General features: G+C 44.3%; 24 protein-coding genes. 13 read left to right on the top strand and 11 right to left on the bottom strand.

The features are described 5' to 3' along the window. Window positions 1–65 precede the first annotated feature (65 nt). Together PL85_RS05825 and PL85_RS05820 are read left to right on the top strand one after the other, a co-directional pair. Window positions 66–632 carry a mechanosensitive ion channel domain-containing protein gene (locus PL85_RS05825; protein WP_013867977.1) on the top strand — a complete coding sequence of 189 codons (567 nt, stop codon included), beginning with the start codon at window positions 66–68 and terminating at the stop codon, window positions 630–632. After that, window positions 629–1,975 carry a magnesium transporter gene (locus PL85_RS05820; RefSeq protein WP_115340268.1) on the top strand — a complete coding sequence of 449 codons (1,347 nt, stop codon included), beginning with the start codon at window positions 629–631 and terminating at the stop codon, window positions 1,973–1,975. The genes PL85_RS05825 and PL85_RS05820 overlap by 4 nt, the downstream gene beginning before the upstream one ends. A gap of 133 nt (window positions 1,976–2,108) precedes the next feature. Here PL85_RS05820 and PL85_RS05815 read toward each other — a convergent pair whose 3' ends face one another. The 6 genes from PL85_RS05815 to PL85_RS05790 form a co-directional block, all read right to left on the bottom strand. Next, window positions 2,109–3,524 (bottom strand): aspartate kinase, encoded by a 1,416-nt coding sequence (locus PL85_RS05815; protein ID WP_115340269.1) that lies wholly within the window; start codon window positions 3,522–3,524, stop codon window positions 2,109–2,111. A gap of 48 nt (window positions 3,525–3,572) precedes the next feature. Continuing rightward, window positions 3,573–3,959 carry an ectoine synthase gene (locus tag PL85_RS05810; protein ID WP_013867980.1) on the bottom strand — a complete coding sequence of 129 codons (387 nt, stop codon included), beginning with the start codon at window positions 3,957–3,959 and terminating at the stop codon, window positions 3,573–3,575. Window positions 3,960–3,968: 9 nt separating this feature from the next. Next, window positions 3,969–5,234, bottom strand: a complete 1,266-nt coding sequence (ectB, locus tag PL85_RS05805; RefSeq protein ID WP_115340270.1) for a diaminobutyrate--2-oxoglutarate transaminase — start codon at window positions 5,232–5,234, stop codon at window positions 3,969–3,971. An 11-nt stretch (window positions 5,235–5,245) separates the two neighbouring features. Further along, window positions 5,246–5,812 carry a diaminobutyrate acetyltransferase gene (gene ectA, locus PL85_RS05800; protein WP_017046068.1) on the bottom strand — a complete coding sequence of 189 codons (567 nt, stop codon included), beginning with the start codon at window positions 5,810–5,812 and terminating at the stop codon, window positions 5,246–5,248. Window positions 5,813–6,301: 489 nt separating this feature from the next. Then, complete coding sequence (locus PL85_RS05795; RefSeq protein WP_017046067.1) at window positions 6,302–6,811, bottom strand: hypothetical protein; 510 nt, start codon at window positions 6,809–6,811, stop codon at window positions 6,302–6,304. A gap of 40 nt (window positions 6,812–6,851) precedes the next feature. Next, a complete protein-coding gene (locus tag PL85_RS05790; protein ID WP_164996821.1) occupies window positions 6,852–7,364 on the bottom strand; it encodes a nicotinate-nicotinamide nucleotide adenylyltransferase in 513 nt (170 codons plus the stop codon). Window positions 7,365–7,468: 104 nt separating this feature from the next. Between PL85_RS05790 and nadE the strand changes: the two genes are divergently transcribed. Continuing rightward, a complete protein-coding gene (gene nadE, locus PL85_RS05785; RefSeq protein WP_115340271.1) occupies window positions 7,469–8,299 on the top strand; it encodes an ammonia-dependent NAD(+) synthetase in 831 nt (276 codons plus the stop codon). Between the two features lie 93 nt (window positions 8,300–8,392). Here nadE and PL85_RS05780 read toward each other — a convergent pair whose 3' ends face one another. Further along, on the bottom strand, window positions 8,393–8,854 hold the full coding sequence (locus tag PL85_RS05780; protein WP_013867986.1) for a TetR/AcrR family transcriptional regulator: 462 nt from the start codon (window positions 8,852–8,854) through the stop codon (window positions 8,393–8,395). Between the two features lie 510 nt (window positions 8,855–9,364). On the opposite strand from PL85_RS05780, the gene PL85_RS05775 reads away from it, so the two are divergent. After that, window positions 9,365–9,667, top strand: a complete 303-nt coding sequence (locus PL85_RS05775) for a YfcZ/YiiS family protein (protein WP_115340272.1) — start codon at window positions 9,365–9,367, stop codon at window positions 9,665–9,667. A gap of 121 nt (window positions 9,668–9,788) precedes the next feature. Next, window positions 9,789–10,415 carry a hypothetical protein gene (locus tag PL85_RS05770; RefSeq protein ID WP_013867989.1) on the top strand — a complete coding sequence of 209 codons (627 nt, stop codon included), beginning with the start codon at window positions 9,789–9,791 and terminating at the stop codon, window positions 10,413–10,415. Window positions 10,416–10,468: 53 nt separating this feature from the next. On the opposite strand, the gene PL85_RS05765 is transcribed toward PL85_RS05770, so the two are convergent. Next, on the bottom strand, window positions 10,469–11,575 hold the full coding sequence (locus PL85_RS05765) for a 1-acyl-sn-glycerol-3-phosphate acyltransferase (protein WP_174223881.1): 1,107 nt from the start codon (window positions 11,573–11,575) through the stop codon (window positions 10,469–10,471). 176 nt (window positions 11,576–11,751) lie between these two features. On the opposite strand from PL85_RS05765, the gene PL85_RS05760 reads away from it, so the two are divergent. Further along, window positions 11,752–12,360, top strand: coding sequence for a hypothetical protein (locus PL85_RS05760; protein ID WP_017043337.1), 609 nt, complete (start codon window positions 11,752–11,754; stop codon window positions 12,358–12,360). Between the two features lie 88 nt (window positions 12,361–12,448). After that, window positions 12,449–14,317, top strand: coding sequence for a methyl-accepting chemotaxis protein (locus tag PL85_RS05755; RefSeq protein WP_115340351.1), 1,869 nt, complete (start codon window positions 12,449–12,451; stop codon window positions 14,315–14,317). Between the two features lie 85 nt (window positions 14,318–14,402). Here the strand turns inward: PL85_RS05755 and PL85_RS05750 are convergent, their stop codons facing one another. After that, entirely contained in the window at window positions 14,403–15,764 is a 1,362-nt protein-coding gene (locus PL85_RS05750; protein WP_115340274.1) for an alpha-amylase family protein, read from the bottom strand. Between the two features lie 272 nt (window positions 15,765–16,036). Here PL85_RS05750 and PL85_RS05745 point away from each other — a divergent pair, with 272 nt between their 5' ends. Continuing rightward, entirely contained in the window at window positions 16,037–16,717 is a 681-nt protein-coding gene (locus PL85_RS05745) for a DsbA family oxidoreductase (protein ID WP_013867994.1), read from the top strand. A gap of 119 nt (window positions 16,718–16,836) precedes the next feature. On the opposite strand, the gene PL85_RS05740 is transcribed toward PL85_RS05745, so the two are convergent. Continuing rightward, window positions 16,837–17,037, bottom strand: a complete 201-nt coding sequence (locus tag PL85_RS05740) for a restriction endonuclease subunit S (RefSeq protein ID WP_013867995.1) — start codon at window positions 17,035–17,037, stop codon at window positions 16,837–16,839. Between the two features lie 58 nt (window positions 17,038–17,095). Beyond that, on the bottom strand, window positions 17,096–19,012 hold the full coding sequence (locus PL85_RS05735; protein WP_088721560.1) for a methyl-accepting chemotaxis protein: 1,917 nt from the start codon (window positions 19,010–19,012) through the stop codon (window positions 17,096–17,098). A gap of 282 nt (window positions 19,013–19,294) precedes the next feature. On the opposite strand from PL85_RS05735, the gene PL85_RS05730 reads away from it, so the two are divergent. The 5 genes from PL85_RS05730 to PL85_RS05710 all read left to right on the top strand — a co-directional run. Continuing rightward, the gene (locus tag PL85_RS05730) at window positions 19,295–20,251 is read left to right on the top strand and encodes an AAA family ATPase (protein ID WP_017044390.1); all 957 of its coding nucleotides are present in this window, start codon (window positions 19,295–19,297) and stop codon (window positions 20,249–20,251) included. A 20-nt stretch (window positions 20,252–20,271) separates the two neighbouring features. Next, a complete protein-coding gene (locus PL85_RS05725) occupies window positions 20,272–21,198 on the top strand; it encodes a DUF58 domain-containing protein (RefSeq protein ID WP_017048975.1) in 927 nt (308 codons plus the stop codon). Next, the gene (locus PL85_RS05720; RefSeq protein ID WP_013867999.1) at window positions 21,195–21,665 is read left to right on the top strand and encodes a DUF4381 domain-containing protein; all 471 of its coding nucleotides are present in this window, start codon (window positions 21,195–21,197) and stop codon (window positions 21,663–21,665) included. The genes PL85_RS05725 and PL85_RS05720 overlap by 4 nt, the downstream gene beginning before the upstream one ends. A gap of 7 nt (window positions 21,666–21,672) precedes the next feature. Further along, the gene (locus PL85_RS05715; RefSeq protein ID WP_115340275.1) at window positions 21,673–22,641 is read left to right on the top strand and encodes a vWA domain-containing protein; all 969 of its coding nucleotides are present in this window, start codon (window positions 21,673–21,675) and stop codon (window positions 22,639–22,641) included. Continuing rightward, a partial coding sequence (locus tag PL85_RS05710; RefSeq protein ID WP_215809349.1) for a vWA domain-containing protein occupies window positions 22,634–23,982 on the top strand: 1,349 nt, incomplete at its 3' end. The genes PL85_RS05715 and PL85_RS05710, both read left to right, overlap by 8 nt.

The following is a 23,982-nucleotide window of genomic DNA, read 5'->3' as shown; positions in this document are numbered from 1 at the left end:
GATTAGAGGTTGTAATTGACTGAATTTCGGTTATTTTGAACCAAATCTCCTTTTTCTGATTCGTCATGGAATACTTAGACTTATTTCAAAAAAATTATCAATGGATCATCACGATCATGGCGTTGCTTATTTATCCTAAAACAGCCAGCTACACCGTGCGATGGTTTGAGAATATGGTCATAGGCAAAGTCGATATTCATCGGCTTAAACGAGCACGTTGGCTGGTGAAGACCTTACTCTTCTTGGTGTTAGTGTTGACTCTGCTAATGATGTGGGGCGTGGAACTGCGTGGGTTATTGGTTGTTGGCTCATCACTTTTTGCGTTGCTTGGCGTCGGTTTGTTTGCAGGTTGGTCTTTGCTGAGCAACGTCACCTCATTTCTGGTTTTATTTGTACAAAACCACTGTCGCATCGGTTTATGGGTGCGAGTGGTGGATGGCGCAAATTTTGTTGAAGGTAAAATCGTCGACATGAACCTACTCAATGTCGTATTAGAGAATGTTGATGGCAATACAGTGCTCTATCCAAACAACCTCTTTATTGTTCGCCCTGTAATTGTATTAAACAAAACTCCAGAAAAAGCCGTAAAAAAAATCGAGAAGAAACAACTTCCTATCGGAGTAAAACGTTGAACGAATATCAAGACCTTTCACTGCATATTGAAACGATTTCAAAAGCCGATGAGCAGCAACAAATCGACTTACTCGGCGAGTACGTGGAAAGTGGGCTTGATGAAAGCTCGATCGCAATCATCTTAGAAGCTTTTCCTGTCGAGCAGCGGGTACGTCTGTGGCGTAGCCTACCCTTAGAGCTACACATTGATGTACTGACAGAGATGCGTGCTGAAGTACGTTTTTCTATCATCAACGCACTGTCAGAAATAGAACTAAAACTGACTCTCGCCAAACTCGATAACCTATCTCTGCTCGAATGGGCCGATTCTCTGCCTGATGAAATCATCAGTGAAGCGCTGCGCTTAATTAGTCGCGACGAGCTTGAATTGTATGATCAAGCCAATGCCTATGAAGATACTGAAGTTGGCCACTGGGCAAACCGTAAAGTGTATACCTTGCCTTTCAGCATCAGTGTCGACAAAGCCAAGATACTATTGGAGAAATATCATTATAACTCTCCACAACATATCTATTTGATCAACAAAGCAAAAAAATTCCAAGGTATCGTGAGTTATACAGAAATTTTGCTTGCTGAAAGCAAAACTTTACTGAAAAACATCAAGCAAGATGATCTCTTTACGCTGAATGCTCACCAGTCACTTTCTGAAGCAGTAGAAGCGTTAGAACATTCCCAATTGCCGACCGTCGCCATCATTGATAACCATGAAATCTTAGTGGGTGAAATAGACTGGCAATTTGCCCTGAGTACACAACGAGAGATTTACGAATCGCGCTTAATGGCCGGTACAGGTATGGATGAAGGAGATGACTTATTTGCACCCATCATTAAAAGTTCCAAAAAACGAGGCCTTTGGCTCGGGATCAACCTGCTGACCGCCATCCTCGCTTCGGTCACTATAGGTATGTTTGAAACGGTCATCTCGCAAGTTGTCGCGTTAGCGGTGTTGATGCCAATTGTTGCCTCGATGGGCGGTATTGCGGGAAGTCAAACCTTAACCTTGATGGTACGTGCCATGGCATTGAACCAAATTACACCGGGTAACCGTTTTGCGTTGCTCAAAAATGAAATTGGTATTGGTTCCATTAACGGTTTGTTATGGGCGTTGATCATTGGTGCTTTGGCAGGGCTCTGGTTCCAGTCAGCGATGATTGGCGCCACCATTTCACTGGCCATTGTTGTAAATATCATTACCGCCGCGCTGTTTGGGGTACTCATCCCGATCACGCTTGATAAGTTTAAGCTTGACCCAGCATTAGCGGGCTCTGTCATCTTAACCACAGTAACGGATGTTGTCGGCTTCTTTGCCTTCTTGGGCACAGCAAGTTTAGTGATGTTGTAGCTTTCCAAACCGCTTGAAACCTAAGCGAGCTAAACCACTTAAAAAACAGCCGCTCAGAAAATAAATCCCCAATCACGTAGATTACTATGTGATTGGGGGTCGATTGGGGGGAACGATCCTTCAATCTGAACCGCTAAGCCGCTTTTTTGGTAGATAGCGGTTTCGCAATCAACACATCATGTAAAACACAAATCGCGCGATTGTAATCGTTGTCTTCTACTACGAATTGTACATTGACATTACGCATCGACGAGTGAGCGGCAATAGGGCTAATTTTTGCGTTAACTAACGCTTGCATGCCTTGCGTTAATGCGTTGTTGGTGTTCATTGATGCACCGATTGCGGAAATGAGGGCGACCATTTTTCCTGATACGGATGCATTCGGGTAGCGCTTCTCTATTTTGTACAACACGTGGTTTAAGTTATCGCTGCTGCCACTGAGGTAATACGTCATCGAGTTTGCATTCATCTCTTTACCAACGAGATGTACCTTAGCTTCGGCGATCACTTCCATCAATTCATAACTGGCATTATCAATTTTCCCGACCATGCTTTGGTCAAAAATATGCAAGGCGAACACTTTGTCCTTGCCCGCAATAATCTCTACCTTATAGTTCTGAGGCTTATGAACATTGGAAATGAGAGTACCTTTATGCTCTGGTTCGAACGTATTTTTGATTCTGAGCTCAATCCCCTGCTGACGCAGCCCAGCTGCCGCATTCGGATGAATCGCTTCCATACCTAAATTAGCCAGTTGGTCTGCTACGTCAAAGTTCGTCAATCCCATCGGGCTAACCTTATCCGCGCCTACAATTCTCGGGTCTGCGGAGCTTAAGTGATACTCTTTATGGATGATCGCTTGCGTTGCGTTGGTTAATGCGGCGATGCGGCTAAAGGTCATTTCACTATAGCCACGATCATAGGTTTTCATTAATCCTTCATTACAGTAGGCGTAGCCAGTCACGATTGGCAATTGCGTTGCTACATCAATGTCTTCGAAAGCAGCCAAAATCACCTCATCTAAGCTTCCTGCTTGCCCATTATTCCACCCGGAGAGATCAATGAAGCATGCATTAATCCCAAGAGTTTTTAGCTTCAAACTGGTGTTATAGGCACTATGAGCCTCGCCTATTGAAGATAAAAATTCTCTCACCTGAGGCAAATACTGACGCAATGAAAACTGCCAGTATTGACACGTTTCTAGAATATTATTAATGCAGTTGACTGCTTCTGAGATCCGCGAACGAATAAATTTATCCGCGCGAATACGACTCATCGGATCGGCGAACAAATGCTCATTAATCAGCAACATACGTTGCTCAAGTTGGTACATGGCTTCTTGCCATTGCGTATCATGTTTCGCGATCATCTGGTAAATACCGGGCTTGCCAGTGCGTTTGCATTCCAGTAGGGCATCGGTAATAGTTGCATACGCTGATACCACAAACACTCGATCATAAGGGTGATGAGGCCTTAGTAAAATATTGTCGAGCACAGCATCAAAAGCGCTCATTGATGTTCCACCGATTTTTTCTACGGTGTAAGACATGGGATCTCCTTTTCTTTTAAATTGAATGCAGTGAATCGTCGCGAGTGATTACTCAATGATTGGGTAAACACCTTTTTCATCATGCGTTTCAGTTCCTGTCAGTGGCGGGTTAAAAACACATGCCATAACCATATCTGCACCAGAATAAGCTCTTAAATAGTGTTCATCATGTTGATCAAGGATGTACAAAGTGCCGGGCTTTATCGGGTAAGTTTCCCCTCCTATCACTTCGATCTCCCCTTCACCTGACATGCAATACACTGATTCCAAATGGTTTTGATAGTGAATATGGGTCTCGCCGCCTTTAAAAATGGTCGTAACATGGAATGAAAAACCCATATTGTCATCTTTCAGCAGCATACGAACGCTTTCCCAAGTTTGAGCAACAACCCGGCGCTCACTTTGGCGACACTCTTCTAATGTTCTAACAATCATTTTTTATTCCTAAGATGCTTTTTTTATTAACTGAGAGGCTAGCTCTTCTACCGCTTGTGCAAAAATATCTAAACCTTGGTCGAGTTCGGTTTCCGTGATAGTGAGTGGACAGAAAAACTTAATCACTTCGTCATTTGGGCCTGCGGTTTCAATCACCATCCCTAGTTGAAAACAACGACGAGCAATTTTATGGGCGATCTCACCACTGCTACATTCAATGCCTTGCATTAGTCCACGCCCTTTGTGGCGGTTAAACAGTGTGGGGAAACGACGCAGTGTGGTTTGAATGACATGCGTCACTTGCTTGGCTCGATGTGCGATATGAGTGGTAAAATCATCATTTAACCAATAGGTTTCCAGCGCTTTTGTAGCGGTTACAAAGGCGTGATTATTACCGCGAAAGGTTCCGTTGTGCTCTCCCGGTTTCCACACATCTAACTCAGGTTTCAGCAGCACAATCGCCATAGGTAACCCATAACCACTGAGCGATTTCGATAGCGTCACTATGTCCGGTTTTATTGCTGATGGCTCAAAACTGAAAAAGGTTCCCGTACGTCCACAACCAGCTTGAATATCGTCAACGATAAGCAAAATGTCGTTTTTCTTACAGAGACGACTTAAGCGTTGCAACCACTCGTTGGACGCGCAATTCAAGCCGCCCTCGCCTTGGACAACCTCCAATAATACCGCAGCCGGTTTGTCTAAACCCGATGAGTTATCATTCAGCATATTTTCAAATAGCGACAGGCCATCAATATTGGCATAGCCATCATAAGGGAGCCGCGTCACGCCATCTAAGCTAAGCCCAGCGCCGCCTCGATGATGTTGATTCCCTGTTGCGGCAAGTGCGCCATAAGAGCAACCATGAAAGCCGTTAGTGAAAGCCACAATATTACTTCTACCCGTGGCTTTTCTGGCCAGCTTCATTGCCGCCTCTACAGCATTAGTCCCAGTTGGACCAGTAAACTGCACTTTGTAGTCGAGGTTTCTTGGTTCAAGAATGAGACTTTCAAATACCGCGAGGAACTCAGCCTTGGCAGAGGAGTGCATATCCAAGCCGTGAGTAATGCCGTCTTTATCAATGTACTCCAATAGCGCCTGCTTAAAGAGGGCGTTATTGTGACCATAATTTAACGAACCAGCTCCAGCCAAAAAATCTAAGTAGCGATCACCAGAATCGGTAAATAGCCAGCTTCCTTTTGCCGTAGAGAAAACTACGGGAAAGTGATTGGCATAAGATTGCACGTTTGATTCTTTCTTTTTAAAAATGTCCATAACGATGATAGTTATCCTGTTAAGTTAGAACGAGGTTTGAGCGGAATACGGTATAAATACTCGGTATCATGTTCACCTTCAAAGTGACGAGTTTGATCGAGAAAGGTCGATACCTCTCCTTGCTCGCCATGTGCTCGATCAAACTTCTTAAAGAGGCTCCATGAACCTTGATTGTTTTTCGTGATAGTCGTTTCCAATACACGAACATCAGCCATAACGTCACGAGCGAGCAATTCATGTAACAAATGTGAGGCAAGTCCTAGCCCACGAGCATTTGGATGCACGGCCACTTGCCAAATAAACAATTCATCAGAATTGTCAGGCTTTAAATAGGCCGAAATAAACCCCACGGTTTCGCCATTTCTTTCCGCTAAGATGCAGGTCTCTTGAAAGTGAATCGCTTGTAGGAAGTTACAGTATGAGGAGTTTTCATCTAAGGGAGGGCATAGCCCAATCAAATCATGTACACGCTGCCCGTCGGCTTGATTAGGGGTACGAAACGTCCATTGTTCTGTCTTTGTTTGCATAATTTCCGGGTATGCAACCCAAGGTGCTGCTGTAATCATTGTCTGCCACATGAATAGTTAGAGCTCTAATTAAAAACCTCTATATAAACTAACAGTACAAATGAAAAATTCAACCCAAAAATTCAAAAAACAACAACAATATATATAAATCACTGATTTAAAATAAATAAATAAGATTGAATATTTAACCAAAAAACCACCAATTAGTTAGATGTGTAATTAAATAAAAGTGGAATAGCAGAGCGAATGTGATTGAACCTAGCGGCATTAGCAATCTGAGTCGTTTCTGCAGTTTGCATTTGCAGTCTGCAAAAATTTTCTTGGGGAAGTTTGAAAAAACAAGGAAACAATAGCAACTAAGCGCTATAAAACTTGGCACGTATGCTGCAATAACTATATCGACCCTTCTTAAGCCGAGGGTCACCTAGCCAACTGACGTTGTTAGTGAATACTCTTTGTTCACAATTTACATAGGCCAATCGCGAATATTGCGGTTGGCTTTTTTGTTTTCTGAGGGAGTGTGTTTACTGAGGGAAAACGTTAGAAGGGAACTTCAATTTGCATCATGACAACACTGTCGAAATCTTCATGCCAACGATAGTCAAAACGCATGCGCGGCTCACCCGCTTTTTTCTCGCCAAAACCGATACTTAGCTGCAAGCCGTGACTCATTAACCACTCTTCGGTTGACATATCACTTTGCTCGTCAAGCAATTCAGAGGGTATCCAGACTCCAAAGCCAATGTAGCTTGTGGCCAATTTCTGAGTAAACAGGGGATCCGAATCGGCTTTTAAAAACCAATCGGCCCAGTAAGAAGAGTCGGCTGGAGATTCTTCAAATAAACCTAAAGCCAGCAGTTGTTTCGATGCGTAGCCCATACTATCTAATATAGAAAAGCAGACGCCCGATGCTGGTAACATTGTTGGGCTACTATCTGCACCTAGTGTTAATTCTAACTCTGGCGTTAATAATGAACCGGAATAGAGATCGCAAGCTTCCGTCAGCGACGAAAACATGATTAACGCACAAACAGCCACATTTAACTTCATGAATGCAAACAGCTCCGACCACGAAAAGGGCGTGGATTGTCTAGTAAAGTTTTCTTTGCTGCAAGATTTTCCTAACAGAGATAGTCGTTAAATCGGCAATATCTAAATTTTCAGCTAACCGCTGACGAATATCAGTACTACGAATCGCGACTTTTTCAGGACAGGCCATGACTGACCAGCGTTGCAAGATATCTTGAGCTTTATAGAATTTCGCAAAATTGAACAGATTATCCGGGCCCATTACAAAAGTAATGTCAGCATCAGGTGATTGTTTTTGCAGTAATGACAAAACAGCGTGAGTTGTGACGCTCTGCCCGGGCTGTTGCAGTTCCTCTTCGACTATTGAGCGGTGTATCTTATCTGACTGCAAATCACGAATAAAAGCATCAATAAGTTCACAACGGATCTCATAACTGAGCATCTGCTTACCCCAAGCGTGTGAAATGCTCGGTACCAACAGAATTAAATCGAAATGGCTTAGCGATTCAATCACACTTTTATGTCCTAAGCTCGGAGGGTTAAAAGCACTCCCAAAGACGGCAATTTTGGTCATAGCAATCCTATTCAAGTCTGAAAACCATTTTCTCGGTTTTCTAATCTGATGATTTCGGTATGATACACCAAAGATTTATATTGCTTGCAGGAAAAGGAACCCTAATGGAACAAATGATCCGTGATGAGATGCGTGTTCTCTCATCCATTGACCCTGTTTATGAAATTGAACGGCGCGTTGAGTTTATTAAACGCAAATTGGTAGAATCTGGTTGTAAGTCTTTAGTGCTTGGCATCAGTGGTGGCGTCGACTCAACAACGTGCGGCCGTCTAGCCCAGCTCGCCGTGACACAACTCAACCAAGAATACGCTGTTAACGACTATCAGTTTATCGCCGTTCGTTTACCCTATGGCGAACAAAAAGATGAGGATGAAGCGCAGCTTGCTCTCTCCTTCATTCAACCTACACACTCAATTTCGGTCAACATTAAAGCGGGTGTAGATGGCCTGCACTCAGCCTCTCTTGATGCGCTACAAGGCACAAGCTTAACTCCAACTGACAGTGCCAAAATTGATTTCGTGAAAGGGAATGTAAAGGCGCGCGCTCGCATGGTTGCGCAGTACGAAATTGCAGGTTTTGTTGGTGCGTTAGTGCTCGGCACGGATCATTCCGCAGAAAACATCACCGGTTTTTATACTAAATTTGGTGATGGCGCGTGTGATTTAGCACCACTGTTTGGCTTGAGTAAACGTCAAGTGCGCGCGGTAGCGGCTCAATTAGGTGCACCACAACAATTGGTTCAAAAAACACCCACTGCGGATTTAGAAGAGCTCGCACCACAAAAAGCAGATGAAAATGCGTTAAACTTAAGTTATGACCAAATCGATGATTTTTTAGAAGGGAAGCCTGTTTCCCAGCACGTGATTGACCGTCTTGTTGCGATTTACACAGCAACTCAGCATAAACGTCAACCGATCCCAACGTTGTACGACTGATCGACACAATCTCTCTATAAAAAGCACTAAAGCCAACCTCTCAGTTGGCTTTAGTGTTAAAGTCGACAATACAAGCTTGCACAAAGTGCCAAATTATTGACTCATTTTGATCAGTGATTTACCAATCAGCCACTCAAGCTCCCTTGCGCTCTCTTTGCCAAACTGTACAGCCACCGTTTTGTATAACCGATCGACACCGTTTGCTGCAAATTCATCCGCATTTTCAGTCGTCACAACATGATGAAATAATAAACGCAAAATAGCCAAAAATTGTGCATTTTCCAGCGCATTTATCCAGCTATTTGAAAAGCTTGAAAGGTCATTTTCAAAATCTAAATGCTCAACAAACAGCTTAAAAATCCGCCCATCTAAAGCGGCCGTAAAATCGGTTTTCTTTGGAAAATGGTGGCTAATCCCCGTTCGTGAAACCCCTGTTTGCTGACTCAACGTGGTATACGACATTTTGTCGTAACCCAGTCTCAATAGCTGATCGACAACAGCATCCATTATTCTCTGAATGGTGATTTCAGTATCTTCTTTACTACGCTTTGGCATGGTCCAGACTCTTCTCTTTTTTATTAATCCATCTAACTCAATTGCGATGATAGTGCCGTTTCGCGAATCACCCCTCGTGGTATGGCATTTTCTGTCTAAAAAACCATCCTTTAAAACAGTAAATTCAAACCAGAATTATCTTGTTAAAAGCGTTATCTACTGGCTTGTTACTGTCACTCCTTTAGCTATCACTAATAAAACTTAAATTTCCAGTTTATTAGTCATCACCACTAATGGATGAAGCGCAATTTATAATATTAATAATTGTTTCAACCGAATAATCTTACAATCATCAACAATTCGCAACGAACTGAACACTGTTCTGACAAATTTATGACACAAAAACTAGTGATTATTTGAGCAGTATCACACTCATTAATTCATAACGATGGCTAAAAACTTTCGAACAACCAAAATAAGACGCGATTTACCCCAAACCTGATTGGCTTTTTGTGGCTGATAAACGATTTGCCCGTTAGAATGTCCATACATTTACTAAGAGGATTCACAATGAGGATCGAAAAAGACGTTGATATCCAAGTCTGCGAAGCATGTGGCTGCGCTGGCGAAATTGGCTTTATTATCAAAGAAGGTGATGAAGTTGCCGAAGTGATGGTCATGGCTCCCAACAAAGCTCAGCTAGAAGCTGAATTTGAGAAGTACCTCGCTCTTGCCAAACAGGTTTCAGATAATGTTGAGTTTGAAGTTTCACCGTTAGATGATAACTCTACTGAATTGCATGCACGTTTCAAATTTGAAGTCAGTGCCGAAAAACTTATTTTTGAACTGAAGTCGCGCTCTTTGGCTCGTTAATCTAATTGCTCTTAGCGGGCCTAATCATGGCTCGCTTTTTTATCGCCCAAGCACTTTGCTTTCTCATCCTAGGCAATGCATTATTGAAGCTTAACCGTAATCTGCCGATACTCTAGGTATCGTGTCTTCATCTGCAGGCTTTATGAATAAGTTTTCGCTTTTACTAACATTATGCAACCTTCTCTATGCCTCTTGTGCATGGTCACAGCCGCTCGATCAATATCAAATTCTTAACCACCTTGATAATTACGGCAATCTCTATTTGCGTAATAAACCCTACACAACATTGCCCGAAAATCTCACGCTTAAAGGCAACCTAAATATTGCTAAGACATCGATAAAATCCCTGCCTAAGGGCTTGAATGTGCAGGGTAGTTTAGAAGCATCTAATAGCTTGCTAGAGAATATTCCAAAAGGTACCACCATTCGTGGTTATGCGAACTTACTGGGTAGTAAAATCAAATCGTGGCCAATGAGAATCAAGGTCGGTGGTTACCTGAATTTCACGGATACACCGCTTGAAACGCTGCCTGCGAATCTCTTAGTCAAGGGAGATTTGAGCGTAATTCGAACGCCATTAACCCAATTGCCCGAAGGTTTAGTCGTGGAAGGGAGTTTGTTTATTGGAGGTTCCAAAATCACCGAATTTCCTGACACGATGACCGTCAATGGCAATATTTATTTGGGAGGTAATGTCATCAGTAAATGGCCAAGCAAACTGACCCTTGGCGGCGCGGTCGCAAGATAGGCTAGAAAAAAGAAGAGAAGAAGCCGTGAGCCCCTCTCTTCATCGTTTAATGATTATTGCTGATTCTTTACTGGGTTGGCGTAGCTATCGAGTAAATAGCGCTGTGCCCCTTCAGGGATTTGGGTCAGCTTGCTTTCTAAGTGAGCGCGGATATCTGGCGTGATATCACTACTTTCTATCCCAGCCGCTAACTTATTGATCGGGAATAATTTGTAGTTTGCGTGAATTTGGCGATCAATCTCTTGCGCCAATGCTTCTGGCGTTTCAAATGCTTGAGTAATCACTTCACCAAAGCCAACATGTACTCGGCCTTTCTCACCGACAATACCTTGGACAATGCTTTCAATATCTTCAAATTCCCCTTTTTCATAACGCCCATGCGTCGCTTTTTCATATAACTCACACGCTTTGGCCGTATCACACGGATCATTTTCATATGAAATCGCGACCGGGACAATTTTGAGCGATTGAATATACTGAGCAAACTCTATTTTCTGCTTGCGCCCTTCCACATGGAACATTTTCAAAATGGCCGGATCGGTAAAATCGTTGCCATCTTTTGCTCGCCCCTCTTTTTGCGCTATCCAGATAGAATTTCCAGTTTCAAGTGAGTGTTTAATGTAGGCAGATAAGGTACTGAGCGCTTTCATCATCTCACGCGGACCTTTAGCTGAGCGTTTCACAATAAAGCTCTTATTAAGACGCATCAGCTCTGTGGTACAAGGCTTTTTCAATAAGTTATCACCGATCGCAATACGCACAGTTTTGTGACCAGACGTATACAGGCCATAATTGACTAATGCTGGGTCCATCGCGATATCACGGTGGTTCGAAATAAATAAATAAGCCGTCTGTTTATCCAATTTATCGAGACCACTGAAGGTGACACCTTGTGTCGTTGATTCTAGCGTTTTCGTGAGGTATTTCTTCACTTCAAGTTGGATTGCTTCCACGGACGTGAGTTTGGCCCATTTAAACTTTAAGTATGCTTTTACAAAAGGGCTCAGTATCGATTTTAGCCAAGCAGATCGTTTATCAAAACGATGTTGCAAAATAGCTGAGATAAATTCTTCATCATTGATTAAACGGTCAATAGCCGCTGGAATCTCATCGTCGTTGTAAGGACGGATATCTACATAAGGATCAGTTGTGGTGGTCATATATTCATACATCAAATAAAAAGCTGGCTCATTCTACGCATAGTTGACGTAGCTCGCAGCTACAGTCGTAACAGATTCACTAAGGTCAGACCAGAATAAGGTGATTTTAGTTCGCATATTTGGCATTTTCTGTGAGACAAGGTACTCTTAGCGCCCCAAAATCAGTGAGAAGTACCATGAACTACGCGATTCAATTTGAAGCCTTACTGTCTGCTAACTTAGTTGTCACCCCTCGCAAGAAAGTCATCAAACACAGTTTGATTCGAGTAATGAGCGGATTAGTACTGTGTAAACTTGGCAAACATGAATATTCAGTTGAAGCAAAGCAGAGTTTTTGGATCCCTTTTGACTGTTTATGCTCGCTGACTATTTTTCCTAATACGCAGTGGCAGCGTGTCGATTTTTCAGTACGTTTAACCGCCGATTTTTCCCATCAAGCGGGTTACGTTACCTTATCTGAACTGAGCCAAGCCGCTTGTGATCACCTGAGTCAATGTCAACCTAACGATGAAATCTATTCGCACCTTCTTCATGTACTAAAAAGTGAAGCCACGCATTTTAAACCCAAATTATCGTTAAACAACTTCAGCGAAAAACTATCAGCGTGGCAACCACATCAAGTAAGTGAGCTACCAATTGAATGTCAAATAGCACTACGTGTTCGTGAGGCACAAAAGCGCAAACTGTCTGGCATCAAGCTGAACCAAATCGTCGATGAGCTTTTCCAAGGAAATGAACAAGAGTGCCAACAACTTGCGCTTTTAGTTCTCGGGCGAAATTTGTAATTTTTCGCTTAAAAATGGATTGTTTACTGGCTGAATGATCAATCCCTAACTATACATTTATTAATATTTATTGATGGAAGGGATTGCCATGAAATTCAGCCATAAGATCGTCGCGGCGTCATCTTTGCTGCTGTTGGTCACCGTTACTCTGCTGACGATACAACAATACTTCACCGTCCAAAAAGAAGTGAAGTCACAAGTTGAAGCGAGTGTAACTGAAATAGTGGATGGGGTTAGCAATACAGCTGGTGCAGAGATCAATAGCCGCAAGGCCATTGCCGCTTACGCCACCAGCATGTTGGAAGTCGACATTAACCGAGAAAGTATGTCTAAGGTCATCACAAGGCCGATTGTCAAACAAACTTTTTTACTGGCTGGGGTCGGTTTTGAGAGTGATGGCTCTTACATCAGTAATGATCCTACTTGGAACCCAGGCGCATCATGGAATCCACGCGTGCGCCCTTGGTATATTGATGCAAAAAATGCCGACAAACTGATTATTACTGCGCCTTACGCCGACTCTGCCACGAATGAAATATTGGTGTCTATTGCTACCCCAGTTAAAGATAACGGCAAATTTATCGGCGCCATTTTCTACGATGTTAGCCTTGCTGGGTTAGCAGAATTGGTCAACACCGTAAAATTATTTGATGCAGGCTATGTGTTTATTGTTTCATCCGATGGCACAACCATAGCCCACCCTCGAGCAGAGATGAACGGCAAGCCAATGAAAGAATACTTAGGCAATGCCGTTATCGTCGAAGAGCCTAAACAAGTGCTGATCGATAGCAAACACTACACACTAGATTTTTCAAAAGTCCCTGGAGAGGACTGGTACGTCGGTGTCGTTTTGGATGAAGAGATCGCCTATGCGTCTTTAGCAACACTGCGCAACAGTTCGATCATCTATACGTTAATCGCTTTAGTCTTCAGTATTACGATACTGCTTGTGCTTATCCGTCTGTTGATGAAACCGCTTGATGCACTCAATAATGCAATACAGAACGTTGCCTCTGGTAGTGGTGACTTAACCCAACGCTTAGCCACCGACACGGATAAAGAATTCTCGGTATTAGCGGTCGGTTTCAATACCTTTACTGAAGCCTTACAACAACAAATTACCCAGTCTAAAGCCATCGGTTCAGAAATTTTACGCGGTTCGGAAATGACCTCGATGGGGTTGCAAGAATCGGCCGAAGCGATGCGTGATCAACTGCATGAACTTGAGCAATTAGCTACGGCCATGCATGAGATGGCCACCACTTCTGGCGATGTCGCCAACAACGCGCAAGGCGCGGCATCGGCGGCAAAAGATGCTGATGATGCGACAGAATTTGGTACCAATGTTGTGACCCAAACCACGCAAGCGATCGATAATCTTTCGACGCGTATTGATGAAGCAGTAACAGAGGTAAGTGCACTAGAAAATGCAACGGCAAACATCGAAACCATTTTGAAAGTGATCAACGACATTGCCGACCAAACCAACTTGCTGGCACTAAACGCGGCGATAGAGGCGGCTCGGGCTGGAGAGTCAGGCCGAGGCTTTGCGGTCGTTGCAGACGAAGTGCGTACGCTGGCGCAAAGAACGCAGCAATCCACGACGGAGATCCGTAATATGATTGAGAAGTTGCAGTCGAGCGCTACGTCTGTTGCCAATGCGATGAATCAGAGTAAAACAACGGCAGCTGAGGCGGTCAATCGTGCCGAAGAAGCGAATAATGCTCTGCTGAAAATCCGCGATGCTATTCAGCAAATTAGTGATATGAATATCCAAATAGCTTCGGCAGCCGAAGAACAAAGCTTGGTAGCAGAAGAGATCAACAACAACACGGTTAAGATCAAAGATCTTTCCGTTCAAGTTGCAGACGCCGCTGACAATGCCAATATCGCCATGCAAGCTCAAACCGAAAATATCAGAGAACAAGATGCTATATTGAATAAATTTATCGTTTAATCCTCTACCGCAGCAACTGGGTAGACCAGTAAAGGCGCTGATTACGCGCCTTTACTTTTCTAACGACTCACCGTTTTATTCACCATCAGACATTTGATAGCCGACAAAGCATGGCGCTAGAACGAGCGGCGATATCCATGACAATCTTTTGGTTATTGGGTTGATACTGCTGCTTCGTAAACAATTCTACCATTGGATTTGCCCAACCAATTTCAACGCGCTGACTGCGTTGAGATTTGTTCAAAACCACTATCCCTTCCTTACCGCGGCTGAACACTAACAAGTCATCACTCGCTTCTAGCGTTTTCATTGGCAACGCATGCATTTTATTATGAAAAGCAATACACGCCGCCATTTGTGGCGAACACCATGCCTCTTGCCAGCGCGGAAGACCAGCATGGTTCAGAATGCCACTGGTGTTTAAATCGGTGTAAATTAATGGCACTCCCCCATCGCGACCAAGAATGTAGCTGTAGGCGATATTTTCTAAGGCTTCATCCATGACTAGGTCGGCAAACACAGCGTTGTTGGGGATATCATGCGTAATGGTGAACGTAATCGCTCGGTTGTTGGAAAGCGCCTGACCAAAACAATAAGGGTCAATCAGCCATTTCAGGCTACCTTTTGTTTGTAACGCATCGTATACCGTTTGAAATAGTGGGAAATCATAAGCACCCAACTTGGTTTCTTGCAGATAAGGCTCTAGAAAAAGTTGGTACTCTTCTTTGGTTGCACCGCCATCAGTAATGATCTCGCCAAAAATATGCATGCCTTGCGTAATGTCATCGGCCCATACTTTCTTCAAATGCTCAATAGACATATGCTTAGCAGCATCAATTCGAAATCCTTTGACTCCTAACGCTTTCAACGCCCTTAAATAAGCCTGTTGTTGTACAACCACATGTTCATTATCACGCAACGTGGGTAGGCCCGGATCATGCGCCCCTCCAGTAATGCGGCCATTTTGCACTTGCCAACGATCCTTCCAATCTTTTATGCCAAACGCTTCCACAAAGTCATCTTTATCAAAGAGTGGCTGGGTCAGATCACCAAAGAGGCGCAGCGCTTGGTACTCATCGCTTTTATTCTGGTAGGAAGCTAAGTCTTGTGCGCTCGGGTATTGTAAATCCAAACGCAATTTGGATTCGTTGGCCATATGGTTGAACACCACATCGGCATAAATTCGCAAGCCTAATGCGGTTAAGGTTTCAACCATCTGTTTAAAATCATGGGTATTGCCCAGTTGATTATCAATGATGCGATAATCTTGCGGCTGGTAACGTTGCCACCATTTTGTACCTTGAGCGGTTTTGAACGATTTCATCGGCGGTGAAATCAACACCGTTTTATAACCCAGTTGGAAAATTTGCTCTGCACGCTCAGCGACTAAACGATACGGCCAATCAAAAGCATGCAAAATCACATCGGTTGGTTGAACATTTGTCATACGTCAATGTCCCTGTTCATCATGGTTAACTCACAAGTTGAAAGAGGCGAAACCTCACAATACGTCACTTGTTTCTCAAAGCGCAGTTTAATTCTCTGCATTTAACGTTTTTAGAGTATAGAGAGCGTTTCAGCAATTCCATCAGCCTTATTGCAATATTGTTTGTATGAGAGAAAAGGCGTAGAGCGATAAAAAAGCGCCTAGCTTTCCAAAGGGCTACACAACAAGTCACAGTTTATGCTGATAATCTCGCTATAATTAAGGTCAGTGAATTGCCAATCGCGGTAGGGAAGAAAATGAAAAAACTACGCATTGATATCGTGTCAGATGTTGTCTGCCCTTGGTGCATCATTGGCTATAAGCGGTTAGAGCAAGCGCTGCTGGCTCTCAGCGATACGATCGATGCAGACATCCATTGGCACCCTTTTGAACTCAACCCTGCTATGCCTATAGGTGGTGAACACCTACAGCAACATTTAGCCAAAAAATATGGCACGTCGATAGAAGCAAGTTTACAAGCACGCCAAACCCTCAGCGCCCTAGGGCAAGAAGTCGGCTTTCAATTCAATTTCAGTGACGACATGCGTATTTATAATACCCGTAAAGCACATCAATTATTAATGTGGGCGAATAGCCAAGGAAAACAATTAGAGCTGGAAATGGCACTATTTCGTGCTTATTTCACTTTCGGGCAAGCCTTAGATGACGATGATGTCTTGCTCGACCTAGTACAGAGCCTTGGTTTAGACAGAGAAATCTGCCGCGCAGTTTTAACTGATGAGTCGTGGGCGAAAACCGTTTCTGTCACAGAGCAACAGTGGTTAGAGGCAGGAATTCAAGCTGTGCCAGCCTTGATCATTGAGCAACGCCATCTTATCTCAGGCGCGCAAACGACAGAGATCCTTCAACAGGCACTCGAAGATATCGCGCAACAGCTTCCTATGACTCAATAACGTTTTCTGATAAAAAAGGGCACCACTACTGTGTGCCCTAAATACTATTGTGTACTCTAAATACTATTGTGTACTCTAAATAAACTTGTGTGCTCTAAATTAAATAAAGTGGGTTTGAATTAATGGACGGGAGTATCCGTTTCTGTAAAGAACTGTCCAAAATGCTTTTCCAGCACTTCTGGCGTCAGCTTGCCTTCCGCTTCTAGCTGCTTAAGTTCAGCCACAATCGCTTTTTGCTCTTCCAACGAAGGCAGTTTCACTTCAGGTTCACCCGCCACCTGTTGTGACAATTGTGCTAACTCTTTTTCGAAATCACTCATTTTACTTACCTAAACATAAACGTAATGGGGGAAGTGTACCGATTTCCCCCTCATGATTCTAGAGCTTAAAGCTACCCACCATTTTATCTAAACGGCCAGACAGATCACGCAGCTCTTGGCTCGCTTCTGCCAACTCTTCTGCGGTGCTGGTGGTCACTTCATTGATGGCGTTGATCTCTTCAATATTTTGATTGATTGTGTGCACCACCGTTGATTGCTCTTCAGTTGCCGTGGCAACCTGCGTGTTGCGATCGGAAATATCGTGGATCCGCTCTGAAATATTCACTAAAACGTTCACCGCTTCATCGGAAGCGTCAACCCCTTCCTGTGTAACAGCCTTACCAGAAGACATCGCCGAGACCGCATCTTTTACATCGTTTTGTAATTGATTGATCATCTTTTGAATTTCTTCCGTTGAAGAGGCCGTGCGGCTGGCCAAATTGCGCACTTCGTCTGCCACCACAGCAAAACCTCGACCTTGCTCTCCAGCTCTCGCCGCTTCAATTGCAGCGTTTAATGCCAGCAAGTTGGTTTGTTCAGAAATACCACGGATAACACCTAAAATAGAGCCAATATCTTGAGTGGTCGATGCTAGCTGCTCCACCACTTTACCCGTATTTTCGATATCCGCGGCTAAACGACTGATGGCATCTTTGGCTTTGCTTACCACTTCACGTCCTACTTCAGTGTTATCAGCCGCGTGATTTGCTGTTTCAGCTGCCGTCGCCGCGTTAGAAGCAATTTCACTGATAGTCGCCCCCATTTGATTGATCGCCGCCACCACTTGTATAGTTTGGTCACGCTGTTCTTGGCTATTGTCATGAGTTCGCGTCGATTTTTCCGACACCCGACCCGCCGCCGACTGCAATGCATGACTGGTAGAAGCAACTTCTTTCATCGATTGATGAATCTTCTCAATAAAACCGTTGAAGCCCGCTGATAATTGAGCGATTTCATCGCGGCCCAATACCTCAATCCGTTGCGATAAATCACCATCGCCTTTACCTAAATCGGTAAAGCGTTGTGCAATCTGTTTAATTGGGTTGGCAATACTATTAGCGAGAAAAAGACCCATCAAAATAAATAAACCCGCCACAGCTAAGGTTGTGAACAACATTTTTTGCGCAACGGCATTTAATTCTGCGAAGACTTCCGACACAGGTACTGAACCAATCACAAACCAGTCCATCGATTTCACGTAGACACTAGCGACAAAAACATCTTGGTTTTGATAGGTTGTCGAAATCAGGTTGAAGCGGCTTTTATTCAATAGTTGGTTTGCGTTTGAGCCGTACAATTGTGTTAATGAGGCTTTAGCTTTCTCTTTTTGGCGATGGATTTGCACTTCCCCTTTCGAGTTGGTCAAAAAGACAAAACCTGTGTCCTCGATTTTAAATCCATTGAGCAGGTTCACCATGTCATCCATTGATTTCGACAAACCAGACATCGTATCGCCACTGACATTTTGGTAGTTGGCAAACATTTTTACTTCGCCACTTGCCTCTTGGAACATACTGACCATGGTCTTTTGTCCCGATTGCGTAAAACCAAAAAACCAGCCATCTTGCTGTTGATTAAGCTGACGCAGAAAACCATTTTGGTTCCAGTAATACGCCGTTTTTCGGTTAGCCACAGAAGCATCATTTAACGAATATTGATCGCGTACATTATTGAGCTGCTTAATCAGCATCGCCTCAGCGTCAGCATTAATATCGGTCGTCTGAACGGCTTGCTTGATAAATTCATTATTGGCTAGTTGCTCAGCAGAAAAGAGCAATTGCGATACTTCTCGATCTATCTGGCTACTGATTTGATCAAGTAACGAGGGAAGTTCGATATCAATTAATCGGTGCTCCAGTACCTCTCGTGCTTGACGCTGCGCCATTACACCAACGATAACCGTCGAAGCGAGTACCGCGAACGTAATTCCTAATACAACCTTTTGCTTAATACTCATCGAATTAAGTTTGAACATTATTTGCGCTCTTTATTATTGGCTTGTCATGAATAACTTTTTTGTATCGGCAACAAACCCTCTCTCTTGAGAAATTTATCGATAGAATCGATTTATCTTCACGTAGAATGTGATCATGGCCAACAATGGTTGTTCCTAAGCATAGTCGAGTATGGTGACCAAACATTCTTTCGTTTCGCCAAATGGATAATAATTCGCCAATCAGTTGATGCATCACGCTTTTCATGGAACTTTTCGAATCAATAAATTACTAATTCAGCAAAACAGCAGGAGACCCATTCAATGCCATCGCACGCGTTTCAATCGCTACAACACTATTTAAATCAGCAAGTCATAGGCCAGACAGGTTTGGTTAAACAGTTATTAGTTGCACTTCTTGCTGATGGGCACATTTTGGTCGAGGGGCCTCCTGGCCTTGCAAAAACCCGTGCCGTGAAATCACTCGCCGATTGCATAGAAGGTGATTTTCATCGAATCCAATTTACGCCTGATCTGCTCCCCGCCGATTTAACCGGTACCGATATCTTCCGCCCTGAAACAGGTGAGTTCACTTTTCAAGCGGGCCCGATTTTTAACTCATTAGTATTGGCTGATGAAATCAACCGCGCTCCAGCCAAAGTACAAGCTGCGATGCTCGAGGCGATGGCCGAAAAACAGATCACGGCAGGTCGAAAAACCTACCCGTTACCTGAACTTTTTTTAGTGATGGCTACCCAAAACCCGATCGAGCAAGAGGGTACTTATCCTCTACCCGAAGCGCAGTTGGATCGTTTTTTATTGCATTTAAATGTTGATTATCCAGACGCTGAAAATGAACTCGCCATTTTACGTTTGAACCGCGGAGAAGCGCAGGGAATTGAGAAAGTCTCTCCGCCAACATTAAGCCAAAGCGATATTTTCAGTGCTCGGCAAGCAGTGCTGAACATTCACATGGCCGAACCTATTGAGCAATATATTATTCGCCTGATCATGGCAACACGTAAACCCGCAGACTACGATACCACGTTGGCACAATGGCTAGAGATGGGCGTCAGCCCGCGAGCAACCATCGCGCTTGATCGATGCGCTCGCGCTCATGCATGGCTCAGTGGGCGTGATTTTGTCAGCCCTGAAGATGTTCAAGCGATGGTATTTCCGGTTTTGCGCCACCGGTTATTATTGAGCTACCAAGCACAGGCTGAGGGCGTACATCCCAACCAAGTTATCACTCACTTACTTTCACTGGTTGGTAGTGCTTAGCACTAAGACTAAGGTTTACTATGCAAGAGTCACTTCCACCGTTTAGTACGGGTGTCACACTTTCATTGGCTGAACTGTTGCCTTACAAGCAGCACGCTATTCGCTGGCTGCCACCTGCTAAAAGTTTATGGGCGCAAGTATTGGGGCAGCATCAGAGCAAGCAACTCGGCCGAGGAATGGACTTTGCTGAAGTCAGGCAATACCAAGCAGGAGATGATATTCGGACCATCGACTGGCGCGTTACTGCGCGTACGGGAAAGCCTCATACCAAACTGTTCAGTGAAGAACGAGAAAAACCCGTCATTCTTTACGTTGATCTGAGCCGCTCTATGCAGTTTGGATCGCAGTTAATGCTCAAATCAGTGCAAGCGGCGCACATGGCAAGCTTGCTCAGTTGGTTAAGCATTGCCAATAAGGACCGAGTGGGCGCGGTGATTGATACTGGTTCGACACTGGTTGAGTTAAAACCGACTAGCCGCCAAAAAGGGCCATTACAGCTGTTGCAACAGTTGGTGACACTACAAAACCAACAGCTGCTGGAGCTTGATAAAACGAAATCACACAGCATGCAGCGCGGCCTAACTGCGTTGAATCGTTTGTGCCCTAAAGGCAGTGAAGTGATTTTGATCAGTGACTTCGTCCATTTCAATGCCACATTACAACCAATACTCAACCAATTGCAGCGACATAATCGTGTAAAAATTGTGCACATTTACGATCCATTAGAGCAAGGAGAGACCCAATTTCGCGGTGTAGAACGCGTAACCGATGACCAACAGACGAGCTGGCTCAACTTTTCGAAAAATAGTACGCGCTTAGGGTTAAAAAAAGCCTTTGAATCTCAAAAAGAAAAACTAAAATCATTGAGTCAAACTATGGCAATTTCTTATACCTCACTCTCTAGTGAGAAACCTTTGTTGCAACAACTATCCGGATATAAAGAATGAAGGAATCATCAATAGCTACACTTTTAGATTTAAGCGCGATGCAACTGCCTGAGCTACCCTCTTGGTTTCCCTTGGCTTGGGGATGGTGGGCAAGCGCGGCGGGCATACTGCTCTGTCTGCTGATTCTGGTGTTAGCCATTCGTTGGCGTCGTAAACGCTTAGCCCCGAAAAAAACGGCGCTGCGTTTACTCAACCCCCAATTTGGGCATTTAACTCCTTCTTCAGCGATTGAGCTACTTCGTCAAGCCGCGCTTTGTTACTACCCTCGTATGGAAATCGCACATCTTACCGGCAAAGAGTGGTACACCTTTTTAGATTCACAAATTTCTTACCCTCTTTTTGTTCCCAATGAAACATTGTGGCAGCAAGCGTTATACCAAAAGCAGAAAACAGAAAACAGCCAAGAGCTGATTAATCACTGCTATCAATGGGTTAATGATGCTTTGCCGCCTAAAAAACGGAGATAGCTAGGCTTTGGCAAATATAGAGTTATTATGGTGGTGGATGCTATGTCTACTGCCACTCCCGCTGGTCGTTTATCGATTCTTACCACCAGCAAAAGAAAGGGCAGCGATTCACCTGCCCTACCTTCCTAAAGATAATCAGCGTCAAGCACCAAACCAGATCATCGCTAAAATCATTGCAAGCGTTATTTGGTGCTTAGTATTGATCGCCGCAGCCCGTCCAGTGTGGTTTGGCGACCCGGTTATTGCTCAGCCCAAACACCGAGATCTGATGCTGGTGGTTGACCTCTCTTACTCCATGAGCCAAGAAGATATGCTGCTTGGCGATCAGTACATTGATCGTTTGAGCGCCGTTAAAAATGTGCTCTCTGATTTTATTGACAAGCGCGAAGGTGATCGCCTTGGGTTAGTCTTATTTGCCGATCACGCCTATCTACAAACGCCTCTGACTCTGGATAGAAACACCATTCGCCAGCAGCTTAATCAAGCCGTCCTTAAGCTGATCGGCACCCAAACCGCCATTGGTGAAGGGATTGGGCTTGCGACCAAAACGTTTATCGATAGTGATGCCCCACAGCGGGTGATGATTTTACTCAGCGATGGCAGCAATACCGCTGGCGTGCTCGACCCAATCGAAGCTGCGCAAATTGCCCAAAAATACAATGCCACCATTTACACAGTCGGTGTTGGCGCGGGCGAAATGATGGTCAAAGAGTTTTTTATGACTCGAAAAATCAATACCGCGGAAGATTTAGATGAGAAGACGTTAACACAAATAGCGACCATGACTGGCGGCCAATATTTTCGCGCACGAAATAGCCAAGATCTCGCCAAAATATACGACACCATTAATCAATTAGAACCCATAAGCCAAGCAAGCCAAACTTGGCGTCCACAAAGCGAATGGTTTGGTTATCCGTTGGCGATGGCGCTCGTGCTTTCTATGCTCTTAGCGCTACTAAGGAGAAATCATGTCTGAGTTTGTTTTTCTTACACCTTGGTGGTTAACCGCACTATTCCCCTTAGCACTACTGCTGGGCTGGTTCACTCTGCGTGCCAAACGACACTCTTTGATAGCACCGCATCTGGCTAAGGCGATGGGTTTGAACGCTAAAAAACATAACGCGGCCATCGTAATCATCGGCATCAGTTGGCTGATCGCAGTACTGGCGCTGGCTGGTCCGAGTTTTGAATCTCAAACACGCCCCAGTTACAGCAATAGTAACGCGCGCGTATTAGTGATGGACATGTCACTATCGATGTACGCTACTGATATAAAACCCAACCGCTTAACGCAAGCGCGTTATAAAGCGCTCGACTTACTCACGCAATGGCAAGAAGGTAGCACAGGGCTTGTCGCCTATGCAGGTGATGCCTATACCGTTAGCCCATTAACCACCGACACCGCAACCCTAAGCAACTTAGTGCCCAATCTATCGCCCGATATTATGCCCTACCCCGGCGCAGATGCAGCTCGCGCGGTTCAATTAGCCATCGACATAATGAAAAATGCTGGCCTTGCACAAGGTGACATTGTGTTATTGGCCGATGACATCGACTCACAAGAGCAAACTCAGATTGAAACACAGCTTACCAATACGCGTTGGAAATTGGTGATCTTAGGCATTGGCACACAAGCGGGGGCACCCATTACGCTCAGCGATGGCAGCTTACTGAAAAATGCACAAGGGCAGACAGTGGTGGCCAAGACCAACTTTGCCAATATGCAGTCGCTCGCGCAGACTATAAATGGATTATTTACACCAATCAGCTTAGACAATAGCGATGTCGCGATGATCGCTAAACTAGACCAAAACGAACAACCACACAGTACAACCAAGAGTCAACAAAGGGTGAAAGAGCGCGTTAACAATGGCTATTGGTTAGTGCTGCTCCTCATTATCCCGTGTTTGCTTTTGTTTCGCCGTGGCGTCATTTTTTCTTTGTTACTGCTCTTCATCCCTACACTGCACAGCAATAGTGTACAGGCTTCACCTTGGCTAAATAGCAATCAACAAGCCAAAAAAGCGTTTGATGCAAAGGAGTATCAAGCGGCCAGTGAACAATTTACAGACTTAGAGTGGAAAGGCATCGCTCAATATCAGGCTGGGGAATATCATGCAGCGGTGGAGACCCTCTCTCAACTGCCACAAGACAGTGCGCGAGTGCAATACAACTTGGCCAACGCCTACGCGCAAAATGGAGAATTGGAAAAGGCCCAAACCTTGTATGAAGAGGTGTTAAAACGCGACCCAAACCATAAAGATGCTCAGCATAATTTGGAAATCGTAAAAAAAGCGCAGCAACAGCAACAGCAACA

This window comes from Vibrio anguillarum (assembly GCF_001989995.2).
Taxonomy (GTDB): Bacteria; Pseudomonadota; Gammaproteobacteria; order Enterobacterales; family Vibrionaceae; genus Vibrio; species Vibrio anguillarum.
This window is presented reverse-complemented; position numbering and strand designations above follow the sequence as displayed.